General features: G+C 47.5%; 15 protein-coding genes. 11 read left to right on the plus strand and 4 right to left on the minus strand.

Annotated features, from left to right (window positions below):
- The first annotated feature begins 38 nt into the window (after positions 1-38).
- The 11 genes from TBC1_RS02420 to TBC1_RS02460 all read left to right on the plus strand — a co-directional run bounded on the left by TBC1_RS02420 (position 39) and on the right by TBC1_RS02460 (position 8,501).
- Positions 39-413 (plus strand): four helix bundle protein, encoded by a 375-nt coding sequence (locus tag TBC1_RS02420; protein ID WP_062037989.1) that lies wholly within the window; start codon positions 39-41, stop codon positions 411-413.
- Positions 414-1,448: 1,035 nt separating this feature from the next.
- The gene (locus TBC1_RS17915) at positions 1,449-1,622 is read left to right on the plus strand and encodes a hypothetical protein (RefSeq protein ID WP_154669507.1); all 174 of its coding nucleotides are present in this window, start codon (positions 1,449-1,451) and stop codon (positions 1,620-1,622) included.
- Positions 1,598-2,215: a hypothetical protein gene (locus TBC1_RS02425; protein ID WP_062037992.1), complete on the plus strand. Its 618-nt coding sequence runs from the start codon at positions 1,598-1,600 to the stop codon at positions 2,213-2,215. The genes TBC1_RS17915 and TBC1_RS02425 overlap by 25 nt, the downstream gene beginning before the upstream one ends.
- 104 nt (positions 2,216-2,319) lie before the next feature.
- The gene (locus TBC1_RS02430; protein ID WP_062037995.1) at positions 2,320-3,180 is read left to right on the plus strand and encodes a hypothetical protein; all 861 of its coding nucleotides are present in this window, start codon (positions 2,320-2,322) and stop codon (positions 3,178-3,180) included.
- Between the two features lie 163 nt (positions 3,181-3,343).
- Entirely contained in the window at positions 3,344-3,493 is a 150-nt protein-coding gene (locus TBC1_RS17920) for a hypothetical protein (protein WP_154669508.1), read from the plus strand.
- Between the two features lie 83 nt (positions 3,494-3,576).
- Positions 3,577-4,134: a hypothetical protein gene (locus TBC1_RS02435; protein WP_062037998.1), complete on the plus strand. Its 558-nt coding sequence runs from the start codon at positions 3,577-3,579 to the stop codon at positions 4,132-4,134.
- Positions 4,121-4,489 (plus strand): hypothetical protein, encoded by a 369-nt coding sequence (locus TBC1_RS02440; RefSeq protein WP_062038001.1) that lies wholly within the window; start codon positions 4,121-4,123, stop codon positions 4,487-4,489. The genes TBC1_RS02435 and TBC1_RS02440 overlap by 14 nt, the downstream gene beginning before the upstream one ends.
- 4 nt (positions 4,490-4,493) lie before the next feature.
- Complete coding sequence (locus TBC1_RS02445) at positions 4,494-4,907, plus strand: protein-export chaperone SecB (protein WP_062038004.1); 414 nt, start codon at positions 4,494-4,496, stop codon at positions 4,905-4,907.
- Positions 4,908-5,138: 231 nt separating this feature from the next.
- Positions 5,139-5,639: a hypothetical protein gene (locus TBC1_RS02450; RefSeq protein WP_137305382.1), complete on the plus strand. Its 501-nt coding sequence runs from the start codon at positions 5,139-5,141 to the stop codon at positions 5,637-5,639.
- A 59-nt stretch (positions 5,640-5,698) separates the two neighbouring features.
- Positions 5,699-6,784 carry a polysaccharide deacetylase family protein gene (locus TBC1_RS02455; protein ID WP_062038010.1) on the plus strand — a complete coding sequence of 362 codons (1,086 nt, stop codon included), beginning with the start codon at positions 5,699-5,701 and terminating at the stop codon, positions 6,782-6,784.
- A gap of 463 nt (positions 6,785-7,247) precedes the next feature.
- Entirely contained in the window at positions 7,248-8,501 is a 1,254-nt protein-coding gene (locus TBC1_RS02460; protein WP_062038013.1) for an ATP-binding protein, read from the plus strand.
- Between the two features lie 1,201 nt (positions 8,502-9,702).
- Here TBC1_RS02460 and TBC1_RS02470 read toward each other — a convergent pair.
- The 4 genes from TBC1_RS02470 to TBC1_RS02485 all read right to left on the minus strand — a co-directional run bounded on the left by TBC1_RS02470 (position 9,703) and on the right by TBC1_RS02485 (position 16,044).
- Positions 9,703-11,391: a hypothetical protein gene (locus TBC1_RS02470; protein ID WP_062038019.1), complete on the minus strand. Its 1,689-nt coding sequence runs from the start codon at positions 11,389-11,391 to the stop codon at positions 9,703-9,705.
- Between the two features lie 564 nt (positions 11,392-11,955).
- Complete coding sequence (locus TBC1_RS02475; RefSeq protein ID WP_137305384.1) at positions 11,956-12,534, minus strand: hypothetical protein; 579 nt, start codon at positions 12,532-12,534, stop codon at positions 11,956-11,958.
- A gap of 548 nt (positions 12,535-13,082) precedes the next feature.
- Positions 13,083-14,597: a sugar transferase gene (locus TBC1_RS02480; RefSeq protein WP_062038025.1), complete on the minus strand. Its 1,515-nt coding sequence runs from the start codon at positions 14,595-14,597 to the stop codon at positions 13,083-13,085.
- A gap of 400 nt (positions 14,598-14,997) precedes the next feature.
- The gene (locus tag TBC1_RS02485) at positions 14,998-16,044 is read right to left on the minus strand and encodes a lipid II:glycine glycyltransferase FemX (RefSeq protein ID WP_062038028.1); all 1,047 of its coding nucleotides are present in this window, start codon (positions 16,042-16,044) and stop codon (positions 14,998-15,000) included.
- Positions 16,045-16,504: the final 460 nt, after the last annotated feature.

Consider the following 16,504-nt stretch of genomic DNA (forward strand, 5'->3'; position numbering starts at 1 on the left):
TCGACTTTATTTATTAAAATACACAAAATCAATACGATATGGCAGTTATTAAAAGTTTCAGGGATTTGATAGTATATCAAAAGGCCTTCAGGCTGGCAATGGAAATTTTTGAGATTTCAAAAACATTTCCTAAAGAAGAGAAATATTCATTAACAGACCAGATACGCAGATCTTCCAGGTCGGTTACTACAAATATAGCCGAAGGTTGGGCAAAGAAGATCTATCCAAAACATTTTGTCAGTAAGCTTACGGATTCATTAGGGGAAGAATATGAAACGGAAGTCTGGCTTGCTTTTTCGGTCGAATGCAAATACATTGAACCTGAAAAATATGAGTATTTCATGCATGAATACGAAGAAGTGCGAAAAATGTTGATTTCTATGATCAATACACCTGAGAAATTTTGCAAGTGAGAAGTGAGTTATGAGTAGTGAGAAGTGAGTTATGAGTAGTGAGAAGTGAGTTATGAGTTATGAGAAGTGAGTTATGAGTTATGAGAAGTGAGTTATGAGTTATGAGAAGTGAGTTATGAGAAGTGAGTTATGAGTAGTGAGTTATGAGTAGTGAGTTATGAGTAGTGAGTTATGAGTAGTGAGTTATGAGTAGTGAGTTATGAGTTATGAGAAGTGAGTTATGAGTTATGAGAAGTGAGTTATGAGTTATGAGAAGTGTGTTATGAGTTATGAGAAGTGAGTTATGAATATTGCGCAGCGGGTTGCGAGTATTGGGTTATGTGTTGTCGGTATGGCGCAGTGAGTTATGAATATTGAGAAGTGTGTTATGAATATTGCACTGTGAGTTGTGAATATTGGATTATGAGTTGTCGGTATTGCGCAGCGGGTTGCGAGTATAGGTTTTGAGTCGGGAGTAATGAGTAGTGAGTAGTGAGTTATGAGTAATGAGTAATGCTTATTTCATGTTTTATGATAATGAAATTGAATTATGAAATGACCGATTAATCTGTAAAGAAGGAAACTCACAACTCACCGCTCAGAATTCCGATGATTAAACTGAATCATGAAATAAACGATTCATCTGAAAAGAACGAAACTCACGACTCACAACTCACCGCTCAGAATTGCGATGATGAAACTGAATCATGAAATGACCGATTAATCTGTAAAGAAGGAAACTCACGACTCACAACTCACCGCTAAGAATTCCGATGATGAAACTGAATTATGAAATGAACGATTCATCTGAATAGAATGAAACTCACGACTCACGACTCACAACTCATCACTTGAAAAATATGCTGCTTTTTGTTACCTTTGTGAAACCTAAACTCCAACACAGGGGATAATGATAAAAGCCAATTTTCGAAAAACTTTCAGGTAATTTCTGATAGGGTATAATGGGAATTAGCCGCCTGGTGATTTCATGATTATTTTTTTTAGTTGAACTTTTTTGTGAATAATTGCTTAAATTTGTAACAGACCTGGAAAGTCATGAGCAATAGAGAAATTAAGAAATTTGATGCCGTTATAAAGGCGTATGGTAAGAAAATAGCCGGCAATAAAAAAGCCTCGGAAAAGCTGTTAAAGGATATTGGAGTAATTACCGAGAAGGGTAATGTGCGCAAACCTTACAAGGAATTATGTACAGTATCAGACAAGGACTGATTCTGGGTTTTCATGGTTGCGACAGGCAGGTTGCTGAAGATGTGATCAACAGCAGGTCAGATTTACGTCAAAGCATAAATTCGTATGACTGGCTGGGTCACGGTGTTTATTTCTGGGAAAACAGCGTATCCAGGGCTATGGAATTTGCTGAATTTCTAAAAGAGAGCCCCGGAAGGTCCAGGCATCCGATTAAAGACCCTGCTGTAATCGGAGCAGTCATTCACCCCGGCTTTTGTTTCGATTTGGTTGATTATCAAAACCTGTGTCTTTTAAAGTCTGGTTTTGAAGTTTTCAAATCTGCCTGGGAGACTTCCGGTAAAATACTTCCGGCAAACAGGAACACGGGTAGTGGCGATGATCTCTTATTACGGGATCTGGATTGTGCTGTAATAGAAGTAATTCATCAGATCAGAAAAGAATCGGATGAGCCGCAGTTTGATTCTGTGAGGGGGGTGTTTTGGGAAGGGGATTACCTTTATCCCAATGCCGGTTTTAAGCAAAAGAATCATGTCCAGCTTTGCGTGAGAAATCCAAATTGCATCAAAGGGTATTTTCTTCCACGCTCGCTAAATAGTTCCTTCTCAAAAGTTTAATTGTGATGCTTTAATTGGAAAGCATAGAATTCTGAGTTTTTATAATGTTCAGTTTTTTGCAATTACGGTTTTTGGTTTTACCTGTGCCTGACTAAATTTGAAAAATGGACTTCACATTAAGAATCTACAAAGAAATGCTTACCGCCCTGCAAACGCAGGGTTTTTCATTTCAAACTTTCGCGGACTACAGCGAGGATAAGGTTAAGGCTAAGGTTGAGGTTAAGGTTAAGGGAGATGCTGCTCAACCTCAGCCTGAACCTCAACCTTTGATTCTTCTGCGTCACGATGTGGACCTGCTGCCGGGCAACAGTCTGGCCACGGCCAAGCTGGAGCACGCGCTGGGCATCAAAGGGTCATATTACTTCAGGGCGGTGCCGGAGAGCTGGGCCGAGCGGATTATCCGGGAAATTGCCGGGCTGGGCCATGAGATCGGGTATCATTACGAGTCCCTCACCACCTGCAACGGCGATATGGAAAAGGCTTACCATGATTTTACCGCCAACCTGGAGAAACTGCGCCGCCTGGCGCCGGTAAGCACCATCTGCATGCACGGCAGTCCCCGCTCGCCCTGGGACAGCAAAGACCTCTGGAAGCACTATGATTACCGTTCCCTGGGCATTACCGGGGAGCCTTATTTCGACACAGACTTCAGCGAGTTCTTCTACCTCACCGACACCGGTCGCCGCTGGGATGGCTGGAAGTTCAGCGTGCGCGATAAAATCCCCGTGCACCAGGACCGCTGGATAGCACAGGGGCTGGTTTTTCAGCATACCGGCGATATTATCAACGCCGCCCGTACAGGCACCCTGCCCCCCCGCGTGATGATCACCGTGCATCCCCAGCGCTGGAACGACGCCTTTCTGCCCTGGGCGAAGGAGCTGCTGTGGCAGAATGTGAAGAATCAGGGGAAGTTGGTGTTGTTGGCAATGAGAAGTAAGAAGAAGGAAGTAAGAAGTGAGAAGTAGGAAGTAAGAAGTGAGAAGTAGGAAGTTAAAAGTGAGTAGTGAGGAAGAGAGGGATTCGCCTGACTGTAGTACCACCCGGTCAGGGGAGTAGGATCCTCCTGACAGGTTTACTTCTGATCTGTCAGGTGTGTAAACGACGATTAATCCACAGATACGCGGGGGCATGCTTACGCGTGAGCAGGCCATGGCCCTGATAGAGGAAGACAACCGGCCCCGTTATGAAACCCTGCGCTGGTATCTGGAGATTATCGGCTTGGATTTTGCCAAAGTGATCAGGACAGTCAATGCCATTCCGAAACTTTATCAGGTATAAGGTAACCGTATCATTGAATATTTATGGCATCAGCCCATTTGGCTTGTCACAAGTAATTAAATATCAATTATATATAATGGTATATGGAAACGACGGGGCATCATACCTGTAGCAAAAGAAATGGTAGATCATATATTCTGGATCATGCGCCTTTTTTTGCCGGATTTAACGAAAAGACACATCGCTTGCAGTTTTTGGGTGCGGGTTATTATTTTTGGGACGACAACATTGAAATGGCCACCAAATGGGGTGAAGATCATTATAATAACGAATACTGCATTCTGGAATGCAAATTGAATATGCCGGGCGGCATTTTTCTAGATCTGGTGGGCAACAGAAGCCACATGCGCTATTTCCGGAATGTAGCTGTAAAATATGCTGAATCAGGGTATGCCCGTGAAAAATGGTCCCTGGGTTCATTTATAGAACATCTGAAAATGCTTGAAAAGGACAGGCCGGGGATATTTCCTTTTAAAGTGATACGGGCAGTAGATCTGTTGCCGCGCGATGAACATTCAAAATGGTACTTTGTTTCAGGTAAAAGGAACTATACCTTGTTAGATCCGCGCATAGTTATTTGTATTACAGAGAAGAATGCGCTAATTTTGCAATCGAAAAAAATTGTTTATGAGTCTCTGTAAAGAGATTCGGGAGGCTGCCATGGATGTCTTTGAAAAATCACTTCAACTGCTGGATGATTACTTTGTCAATACCGACCCTTCGGTAGTGGAGGAGCAATTGGCAAAGATCGACAGCCTGCATGTGGATGGCCCCGCCCCGGATGAGTATTTTGCTGAATTCACACTCGGATATCCCTGCGAAGCATGGTTTCAAACCAATGAAACGGTGTTTCAAACATTGAATTATGAAGTTAAAGACCTGAGTTTTTTATCTGAGTCTTTTAACCTTCTCAACAAGCCGATTTGCAAACAGCAATTTAATAGCAATCTGGCCGAGGAATTCGGGCAGCAGGATAACATTTACAAGGCCGCCTGATATTATGGATAACCCTGTGCAGCAAAGCGCCATTCGTCTTGTTGATTTTCTGGTAACATCGGTCGTTATGGATGTCGAGAACCCATTCGCCGTTGTAAAGGAACAGAGCATGGATGTGAACGTTGGTGTCAGCATCGGATTTAATGATGATGACCCGGCACATTATACCATCAATTTCGAGGTCTCGGTTTCTGCCAGGAATAATAACATCAAAATTTCAGTCAAATCGGTAGCTTTGTTTGAAGCAAGTTCGCCTATAGATGAAGAATTCAGGCAATCGGCTTTTGTACAGACCAATTCTCCGGCAATCGCTTTTCCTTTTTTAAGAAGCTTTATCAATACACTTACCGCAAACGCGGGGATACCTCCGGTTGTCCTTCCGGCGTTTAATTTTTCCGGTAAAGCCGGCAAGCAGTAAAAGGCTTTTTACTTAACTCAGTTATTTCCGATTTTTTCTGAAGAATTCCGGCACAAATATCCTGAAAGGCATTTTGCATCAGGCTGAAATGATTATCGCCAGCCTGCCTGGTCAACTGAATATGTTCACAAAACTTTTGTTATATATCCGGTGAAAGCATTTCGCAAGGTTTTTTTATTCCTCCTTCTCTTATTCTTTGGTTTTAACTGTTTGGTTGCTCAGGAAGCTGAAATGGCAGGGGCTGATCATGGTGGCTCAGCATGGTTTGTTAATGCCGGCATCGGGGTTCAGATGTCAGGAATAAAGGATGAAGATTTTGTCAGTCACAACATTGCACCGCTGATAAATATCACTGCAGGAAAGTGGTTTTCAAAGGAACTTGCCCTTCAGGCCGGTTACAAAGGGCCTTATTATAATGCTATTGCGGATGATAAAAAGCACCACTATTATTTTTTGTATGGTGAGGCGCTGATGAACATAAACAGCCTGTTTCCGGATTATGATCCTGCTGCCTTCTGGCACTTGCTTTTACATGCGGGCGCGGGTTATTATTACAGTCAGGATTACAAGCGGCCGAACATTTGCGCGAACCTCGGTTTGTCGAACTACCTGCTGTTGACAAACCGGTTGAAAGGTTTTATGGATTTCTCTGCCATTGTGGGTTGGGATATCTATCAGGGTGACGAGGATATTCTTCCTGGTGTAACGATGGGAATTTCTTATTCCTTTTAATGGTTATCCATATATTTTTAAGACTTTTGCGGGTGCATCGCTGTTCAGATTAAGCACCCATGGATTTTAACCTGAAAATCTACCAGGAACTCCTGAAGGCCCTGCAATCGCAGGGTTTTTTGTTTTACACTGTTTCGGCATACGCTGAAACAAGCAAGGAATTTGCGCAGGCTTCAGGAGAAAACATAAATCCGAAATCCGCTCCCGATGGCCATCGGGACCGCAATTTTACACTGAGCGAAGCCGAAGTGCCGAAATTAATCCTTCTTCGTCACGATGTAGAGGCCAGGTACGGAAACGCGCTTAAGCTGGCACAGTTGCAGCACGGGCTGGGCATCAAAGGCACCTATTATTTCAGGATTTATCCGCATAAAGACAATGAGGCGGTAATCCGTAAAATTGTCGCCCTGGGCCATGAAATCGGTTACCATTACGATGATCTCACCGAGTGCAGGGGTGATTACGAGAAGGCCATCCGGCGCTTTCAGAAAAACCTGGAATACCTGAGGCAGTTTGGTCCGGTAACCACCGCCGCCATGGAAGGCGCGCCCCTTTCCGGTTACGACAACCGCGATCTCTGGGCTGTGCGTCCCTTGGTCACTGAGCGAAGTCGAAGTGCGTCCCCCGCCCCTTCTTCAGCGTCCCCCGTCCCCCCTACCCCGCCCCTTCACCAGCGTCCCTCGTCCCTCGCCCCCCGTTCCTTCTATCCTCGAAGTGCGTCCCCCGCCCCTTCTTCAGCGTCCCCCGTCCCCCGTCCCTCGCCCCTTCATCAGCGTCCCTCGTCCCTCGCCCCTCGTCCCTTCTATCACTACCGTGACTTCGGCATCCTCACCGAGCCTTACTTTGATTTCGACTTCAATGAGCTTTTCTACCTCACCGATACCGGTCGCCGCTGGGATGGCTGGAAGTTCAGCGTGCGCGACAAAATCCCTTTGCATCAGGACCGCTGGATTCAGCAGGGGCTGGTTTTCCGCGGTACCGGGGAGATTATCAAAGCTGCCCGTGCCGGCGCCCTGCCCGCCCGTATCATGATCACCGTGCATCCCCAGCGCTGGAACGACGCCTTTCTGCCCTGGGCGAAGGAGCTGCTGTGGCAGAATGTGAAGAATCAGGGGAAGTTGGTGTTGGTTTTGTTGAGAAGATGAAGCAGGAAGCAGGAAGTAAGAAGTAAGAAGTAAGAAGTAAGAAGTAAGAAGTAAGAAGTAAGAAGTAAGAAGTAAGAAGTAAGAAGTAAGAAGTAAGAAGTAAGAAGTAGGAAGTAGGAAACAGGATGTAAGATGTATTAGCGGTGATGGTCGGGCGGTGGTGGTCGGGCGTTACGGCCGGTACATCCGCCCCAACCGCTACCAAAATCCACCTAACAGGTTTTCTTCCAACCTGTTAGGTGTAATAAAGACGTTTAGACCTTGATAAGTAAAGCTCTATCCTGGAAAGAATTACGTATTATCACCGGATGCGGAAGCCCGATCGCCGGATTGTCTGATTTATGCACAATGAAATATCTGATAAATGCACAATATTTAATCTAAAATATGCACAATATATTGTCTGAAAAGTGCACAATAGAAAATAAATTAATACTTTTGCATTCATAATACTTACCCGGATATGAAATATGTAAAAAGAATCATAGAAGCGGATTTGCTTGAAAAATTGTCTGCTTCAGGTGCTGTGCTTATTAAAGGGCCGAAATCCTGCGGAAAAACAGCCACAGCCAGGCAGTTTGTCAAAAGCCAGGTGGAAATGGACAGGGACAAACAGGTACCTTACATCATGGCAACAGATCCGCAGCTCCTGTTGAGGGGCGATACCCCAAGATTGATTGATGAATGGCAGGAATATCCTGAAATATGGAATTATGTCAGGCATGAGGTGGACGACCGTAATACAAAAGGGCAGTTCATCCTGACAGGTTCCGCCAATCCGGGTGACGATATCAGGCTGCACAGTGGCGCCGGGCGTTTTACGGTGGTTCAGATGGACACAATGACCTGGCAGGAGTTGGGTTATTCAACCGGAACGGTGAAGATGTCAGGTTTGCTTACAGGGCACGTTCCCGATTTCAATGATAACGGCGTTTCGCTTGATTTCATAACAGACAGGCTGCTGACCGGGGGATGGCCTGCTTTACTGAACGAAAACACCGGGAATGCCGTCAGAATGAACAGCGGATATATTGATCTGCTTTGTGAAGTGGATATAAGCAGGGTTGCAGGAGTTAAACGCGACCCGTTAAAGGTCCGGAGCCTGTTGCGCTCCTTGGCGAGGAATACGGCAACACTTGTTGACAACAGAACGCTGGAGCTTGATATAAAAGCCTCTGACAGAAATGAGTTGTCGCGCAATACAATAACCGGATACCTCGGCGTTTTGTCGCGCCTTATGATATTGTACGAACAGCCCGCCTTCAATCCGCATATCCGTTCATCGGCATCATTGCGAAAATCTCCCAAAAGGCATTTATGTGACACCTCTCTGGCCGCTGCAGCCCTGGGCTTAGACAAAGAATCACTGATGAAAGACCTGGAATATGCAGGTTTTTTGTTCGAGTCGCTGGCAACGCATGAGTTGAATGTATATGCCAAAGCCAATGATGCAACCGTTTTTCATTACAATGATTCTTATGGTTTGGAAATTGACGCTATTGTGCAGAAACGCAATGGCGACTATGCCGCTTTTGAAATAAAGCTCGGTGTGGGATTTATAGATGAAGCCGCTGATAATCTTAAAAAATTTGCGGAGAACATACACACTGCCAGAATGGATCTGCCGAAATCGCTCAACATTATTACCGGTACCGGAATGAGCCATCGCCGGCCCGATGGTATAAATGTGATTTCATTGGCTTCTTTAGGGATTTAAAAAGGGGATGTTGATTTTACAGGAAGTGAAGTAAGAAGTATTTAGTAGGAAGTAGGTAGAAAGAATTAAGAAGTAGGAAGTAGGAAGTAGGAGGTAGGAGGTAGGAGGTAGTAGGATGTATTAGCGGTGATGGTCGGGCGTTGGTGGTCGGTCGGTACGGACGGTACATCCGCCCCAACCGCTACCAAAATTCACCTAACAGGTTTTCTTTCAACCTGTTAGGTGTAATAGAGTCGTTTAAACCTTGATAAGTTAAGCTCTAAGTAGGGACGGGACGTCTGCACCAACCTGAGATTCTGGATTTATTTCGACGTAGCCACAGATTACGCTGAACAGGGGGAATCTCTCGCAGATCACCGCAGAAAAGTAACGCAGATCTTCGCAGATCCACAGGAGGCAAAATCAGCGTAAATCTGCGGGCTAAATCAGTGTATATCTGCGTGAAACAACGGCTGTCCTGCATCCGCAATCCGGGAAAAGAATTTCCCGCAGATCACCGCAGAAAAGTAACGCAGATCTTCGCAGATCCACAGGAAGCATAATCAGCGTAAATCTGCGGGAGGAATCAGCGTAAATCTGCGTGAAACAACGGCTGTCCTGCATCAGCAATCCGGGGGAAAGAATTTCTCGCAGATCACCGCAGATAAGTAACGCGGATCTTCGCAGATCCACAGGAAGCATAATCAGCGTAAATCTGCGGGCTAAATCAGCGTATATCTGCGTGAAACAACGGCTGTCCTGCATCCGCAATCCGGGGGAAAGAATTTCTCGCAGATCACCGCAGATAAGTAACGTAGATCTTCGCAGATCCACAGGAAGTATAATCAGCGTAAATCTGCGGGCTAAATCAGCGTATATCTGCGTGAAACAACGGCTATCCTGCATCCGCAATCCGGATTGTATCGACGTAGTCACAGACTACACCAAACGTGAGATTTTTGAATCCTTGAACCGATCCCGATAATTATCGGGAGAGCTCAGCGAAGCTAATCTTTTGAATCCAATTTATCGGATGGTCTCGACTCCGCTCGACCACCGATATTAATTTTTGAATTTTTGATAAAAAATAAACACCCGAGCACCCGAACCCCGCAAATGCGGGACTCCCCCGTCGAAGTAACGGGGCAAGCTGCTTCGTTACGCACATGAGCACCTGAGTACCTGAACACCTGAACACATGAACACCTGAACACCTGAACACCTAAAGCCCCATCTGCATCCCGATCTCCAGGGTGGTTTGTTTTCCGTGGAAAAGCGCCGGGGTGTAGCGGTTGAGGTAGTGCTGGGCGGGAAGTTCGTCGGTATCGTAGCCCCGGATATCGGAGAGGGTCAGTCCGGCGAAGGCTGAAATATTGTTCCACAGCATATAGCGCAGGTCAAAGCCGATGCTTGTATTGCGCCAGGTAACGCTTTCCATAAAAGGATATTCATCCACGGGGATGGAGCCATCAAGGTCGTAGCGGTAGTCGTTGCCATGTTCTGCCATAAACCATGAAACGGAGGCCATCATCCCGGCCATGGGGCGGTAGCTGAGGCTGAGGTATGTTTCACGGGAGTTGTCGCGCAGGTAATGGCCCAGGTTATAGCGGTTGGTTTCGAAGGTGAGGGTTTCCACGCGGTGGCGGTAGGTGATGGGGTTGGTAAAGGTATGTTCTCCCCTGAGGGTGAGGTTGCTGAGCGGCCATCCCGAAAGGGAGAGCCCCGCTTTGAAACCGGTGAAGTTGGTGCGGTCGGGGTCGCCCACGCGCGAGATGCTGAACTCGTCCACAAACAGGGAGGCATAGAGGTGCAGGTGCCGGATCTGCCGGCTGCTGATGTTGAAAAACATCTGGGAGTTTTGGTTGTCGATGCCGTGGCTGAGGGTATGGTCTACCGACTTGAAGAACATAAAGGGGATCAGGTAGGCCGGTTGCACGCGGCTGTCGCTGTACACCACCGAGTTGCCTGCCGAAAGACTGAGTCCTTTCAGTGGCCTGAAGGTGAACATATTGGCGGCGATGTATTTGTCGCGGTACACGGCGCGGTAGCGGCCGGGTTCGGAGTAGTAGCTGCGGGCGCTGTCGATCACTTCCGACACCAGCCACCCATGGAAGTAGGTAAACGAAAACCATTTGACCGGGTCGAGCCGGAGTTTGAGCATGGCGTAGGAGGGGGTTCTGCCCGAGAGGATATTGGCGCCGTGGGCGTGGTCGCCCCATTCGTTCTGATCTTTGCTGAAGCTGAGGCTGCCCCATTTCCAGGCCCAGGCGATGCCGGCGCGCATCTCGCTGTAGTCGCCGCCCGCGCGGCCCTGCACGCCGATTTTGTAATTGCCGCCCTCGCCCAGGGTAAAATAGCCCGGCCGGTCGAGCACCTCGTTGGTTTGGTAGTTGTCGCGCAGGCTGGCCCAGATGGACCATTGTCTGCCGATATAGGCATGGGCTTCGAGTCCGCCGTGGGTATGGCGCACATTGCCGTTGGCATTGGTAAAGTAGCAGATGCCGTACACCGGTTTCAGGCTGACCCTGAAGAGGGAGTCGCGCCAGGTAAACTCCGGGGGCAGCAGGGATAGCTGTGCCGGTTTTCCTTTCTTCACCAGGTTCAGTCCGGATCGGGGAGCAGTGCCTGTTTCCAGGGAATAATCCTTCAGCGCCAGCCTGATTTCTTTTAACAGGGCAGGGGAGAGGCGGGTGGAATCCTTCAGCGCATCTGTAAGCCGGCCGGCGATAAACTGCCGGGAGTAGGGCTTCACCGCGCTGTTCAGTTCAATGCTGCCCAGGGTGGCAAGTTCGTCGAGCAGTTGGTAAATATGTCTTCCCGAAATATGCTGGGGCACTTCCTGTGCCTTTCCCGCGAAGGGACTGATCAGCAGGTTTGCAGCCAGCAGCAATGTTAAAACCGGTTTTCTCATTAAGCAAAGGTAAAGGAATTAGGATTTCGGATTGCGGATTTTGCTTGTCTCGTGAGACGGCGAGAGCCGGATAACGAGAGATTTCGGATTTGATTCGACCTGGTCGCAGACTACGCCGAACTTGGGATCGCCCCAACCGCTACCAAAATCCACCTAACAGGTTTTTTTTAACCTGTTAGGTGTAATAGAGCCGTTTAAACCTAGATAGGATAAACTTCAGGCACCGACGGGATGCTCGTACCAACCGGTATCCGCGCCAACCGGACCCAAAATCCACCTAACAGGTTTTTTTTAACCTGTTAGGTGTAATAAAGCCGTTTAAACCTTGATAGGTTAAGCTTTAAGCACGGACGGCACTTCCCTGCAAACCGGTTGTTCCGGCCTGGTCACAGACTATGCCGCACAGGGGGAATCTCTCGCAGATCACCGCGGAAAAGTAACGCGGATCTTCGCAGATCCACAGGAAGCATAATCAGCGTAAATCTGCGGGAGAAATCAGCGTAACTCTGCGTGAAACAACGGCTGTCCTGCATCAGCAATCCGGGGGAAAGAATTTCTCGCAGATCACCGCAGATAAGTAACGCGGATCTTCGCAGATCCACAGGAAGCATAATCAGCGTAAATCTGCGTGAAACAACGGCTGTCCTGCATCAGCAATCCGGGGGAAAGAATTTCTCGCAGATCACCGCAGATAAGTAACGCGGATCTTCGCAGATCCACAGGAAGCATAATCAGCGTAAATCTGCGGGAGAAATCAGCGTAACTCTGCGTGAAACAACGGCTGTCCTGCATCAGCAATCCGGGGGAAAGAATTTCTCGCAGATCACCGCAGATAAGTAACGCGGATCTTCGCAGATCCACAGGAAGCATAATCAGCGTAAATCTGCGGGAGAAATCAGCGTAACTCTGCGTGAAACAACGGCTGTCCTGCATCAGCAATCCGGGGGAAAGAATTTCTCGCAGATCACCGCAGATAAGTAACGCGGATCTTCGCAGATCCACAGGAAGCATAATCAGCGTAAATCTGCGGGAGAAATCAGCGTAACTCTGCGTGAAACAACGGCTGTCCTGCATCAGCAATCCGGGGGAAAGAATTTCTCGCAGATCACCGCAGATAAGTAACGCGGATCTTCGCAGATCCACAGGAAGCATAATCAGCGTAAATNCGGCTAACTTGCATCAGCAATCCGGGAAAAAGAATCTCTCGCAGATCACCGCAGAAAAGTAACGCAGATCTTCGCAGATCCACAGGAAGCATAATCAGCGTAAATCTGCGTGAAACAACGGCTGTCCTGCATCAGCAATCCGGGGGAAAGAATTTCTCGCAGATCACCGCAGATAAGTAACGCGGATCTTCGCAGATCCACAGGAAGTATAACCAGCGTAAATCTGCGGGAGAAATCAGCGTAACTCTGCGTGAAACAACGGCTGTCCTGCATCCGCAATCCGGATTGTATCGACGTAGTCACAGACTACACCGAACAGGGGACTTCGCTTCGCTACGCACCCGGCATTGAGAAATTTTTAATTTCTAAACAGATAGATAATTAGGTAGATAAACGATACTTCGCATTGAAATCTCCGGGTTTCAATTGCATATTTACATATTAATACATTTACACATTGCGAAGCACCTGAACACCTGAACACCTGAACACCCGAACACCTGAACACCCGAACACCCGAACACCTTAATTGCTCCTTGCCCTTTTGAAAATAATGTTATAAAAAGCCCTGAAGAAGTAACGTACATCCGTCAGGAAGGGACTTTTACGGTAAGCTTCAAGGTATCTGCGTTCGGAGGCTTCGATCTCTTCGAAGGTTTTGGGCATATCGGCGTAGAAGGGCGGTACCAGCCCGGGTTTGCAGCGGGTGCGCATTTCCTGCATTTCGGGGGAGTAAAGGTTGAAATAGTGCTGGCTGAGCGGGCGCACCCCCACAATTTTCATTTCGCCCTTCAATACATTGATCAGCATGGGCAGTTCATCAAGCCATATTTTTCGCAATATCCTGCCAAGGGTGGTTACGCGGTAATCGTCTTTGATTTTTCCACCTTCGTCAAGGTTGTTATTGTTGTATATATAGTCCTGCAGGTATTCGCTGTAGGGGTGCATGGTCCTGAACTTGTACACTTTGATCATTTTACCGTTTTTACCTACACGGTTCAGGTAGATAAAGGGGCCGTAGGTGGCATTTTCATTGAAAGCCGGTTGTTTCACCTTACGGGCGATCACATAGAGTTTACCCCCGAGTTTTTGTTCCTGTTCAATGCTGAAGCCGCAGGAGCAGATGCGGCCCAGGATTTCGGCACGGCTCATCACCCTGTTGTGCCCGTGGGTGAGAAAGAAATAGAGCTTCTTGCCCACCGGCAGTTTGGGCAGCACCCGCTTGATTAAAAAATCGATGGCGTAATAACCGTAATTCAACAGGGGTGGATACTTTTTCAGGATGCGTTCCTTGCGCTGGTTTTTGGTTTCGGCGCATACCGCCACCAGCCCTTTTTCAGGAAGGCGGCTGTTAATGGCTTCCAGGAATTTGTTGACAAACCTGACATCATTCAGGCGGTGGAGATTGACTATTTTCTGATAAACTTTCTCTGGCTGGTTTACAATATTGAACCGGGTGGTCGTATTCAGAATCAGGGTTTTACCAGGCTCCGCATCAATGAACTGAGCAATAAAAAAGAGGGCCTCTTCTCCGACCTCCTCAAGTACTTCATCATTGATCTCAAGTATCTGTTTCCTTCTGCTGCTCCGGATAACTTCTGAGGGGGAAGCCGCGTCATCCGCCGGCTCATTCGCTGTGGTTTCTTTACTGTCGGGAATAAACAAAGAAGACCTGAACGATAACCTGATAACGAGTACCAGCATCTCGGCGCTCAGCAGGCCGAAAATATTGAAAAGCACCAGCAGTCGAGAGAGATAACCCAGTTGTAAGGTATAAATCAGCAACAGGGCAATGCCTGAACTGTACATCCAGCTTCTTGAATAAAGCACCAGTAATTTTTGCGTGCTGTAAGTTTCATTGGTTTCATACTTCCTGAAAACCAGTGAAATAAACAGGTGAAGGCCATAAAAAAACAACGCCAGGTCTCCGTAAATCCGGATGGTTGACAGACTGACGTTTGAATGGATTGCCAGCGATGCAATAAAAACGATGCTGCATATGGCAATATCGGTCAATAACTGTCTGTAAAGCCTTTTCATCTTACTTGTGTTTATAACTCCCGGCTTTACTGAAATATCCGATTATGTGATTAAATTTCAGCGAACTATAATCCCTCCCTGTTTGCAAAGATACAGGTTGTTTGGGAAATATTCCTAAAATACTTTTTAAAAGAAATGCATTTAAAGTTGCTTTTTCCACAAAGGACAATCAGCGCAGCGGGGTAGCTTTTTGTAAAATTTTTTAACACTTTTCTTATGCTGGAGGTTGCCCGGGTGAATTATACGAGGATTTGGCGCTGCAGGAATTGCGGGTGAGCCGTTTATTGGCATTACAATCCAAATGAACGGTAACGTTTGTGTATTGATTTCCATATAATCAGGCATAGCCTGGCTTCCGGCGCCCGGGGTATGCTCTGTATGATGGGAAATTGCTGATAATTTAAACCTTTTTCAGCCTGCGCATCAGGTTATAGGCAATTTCCACCAACCGGTAGCTGAGCGGGTGGTTGATGCGTAACCAGCGGCCATGGTTAACCCAGTTTCCGCCGAAGCGTGCTTTGAAATCGCGCACCCCGTATGGTTTATAAGGCACTCCCATACCCATGAAGTCGAAAGTATGACATCCGGCTTCAATGCCTGCTTCCATGGCTGCCCAGGTAAGGGCAACGCTGGGGTAAATCCCGAGTGGCCGGTATGCCTTGTCGAGGCCGCAAACATACCATTCAAAGATGCTTCCGCCCGGGGTAAGCGGTGCGACGATCCCTCCGGCAAGCCTGCCCTGATACTCAGCGATCAGCATGCGGCCGCAGGACCGGATCTGGCTGAGCAGGAAAAATTGTCTGAATAATTCCGGCGGTGGCAGCGGTTTACGAACCTTGTCGCGATACAGTTCCTGTAGCATCGCGTAAAAATGATCAATTTCTTCAATGCTCTGCGCAGGCCTGACTATCAGTCCGTTGGCACGGCTGAGCCTTACCTGTCTTCGCCTCGACGGACTCAGCGCCTGAAATGCCCTTGCGGGATCTTCTATTGGCTTCAGCAGGTTGAGTCTGTCGGTAAACCGGTAGCCAAAGGATGCGAAAATCTTTTCAAAAGGCGTGTGATCGGAGAAATTCCGGAATTGGATATAAAGACAACGGTTTTTCAGGTGGCTGTTCAGGATGTTGAGGAGTGTCGCTACCGCTGCTGACTTTTCATTTTCACTCAGTCCAATGGCAAATACGGGGCCACCATATACAAGAGTGCGGGTGGTCAGCCGCCGGAAAGCCCTGCCGTGTTCGTGCAGTATAACGTAGGAGAGCACGGCAGACCATGACTGTCCGTCTTCCAGGGCCACCGCCAGTCCGTGCCGGTATAACCCGCTGCTGATAACAAGTTTAGCAAATGCAGGGTGCTGAAAGAAATGGACCGGCGCGTTATCGGTACACCATTTTTCCCATGTTTCGAGGATATTGTTGTCAGGTTGTTCGGTAATCCAGGCTTTCATGCAGGTGAATGAGGGGGCAAGTTAGAAAAAATCAGCCAAACAATCACAGGTGGACCGGACGAATTCATGTGGGCGTTTTGCCTGGTTCAGGAAGGATGCCGGATTTATCTCAAGTGAATTCTTAAACATCATTATTTGGAAACTCTGTACCAGAAGGGAGGGAGAGAAGGGGAGACAAGGAGACAAGGAGACAAGGAGACAAGGAGACAAGGAGACAAGGGTACAAGGTGTAAGGGAGAGGGGAGGGGAAGTAAGAGGTAAGAGGTAAGAAGTATGAAGTATGAAGTAAGAAGTAGGTAGTAGGAAGTAGGTAGTGTCAAGTAGTGGTGGTCGAGCGAAGCCGGGACCACCATGAGTTTGGGGAGAGGGAGTGAAGGGGAGACAAGGAGACAAGGAGACAAGGGTACAAGGTGTAAGGGAGAGGGGGGGGAAGTAAGAAGTAAGAAGTAAGAAGTAAGAA

The sequence above is a fragment of the Lentimicrobium saccharophilum genome (assembly GCF_001192835.1).
Lineage (GTDB): Bacteria > Bacteroidota > Bacteroidia > Bacteroidales > Lentimicrobiaceae > Lentimicrobium > Lentimicrobium saccharophilum.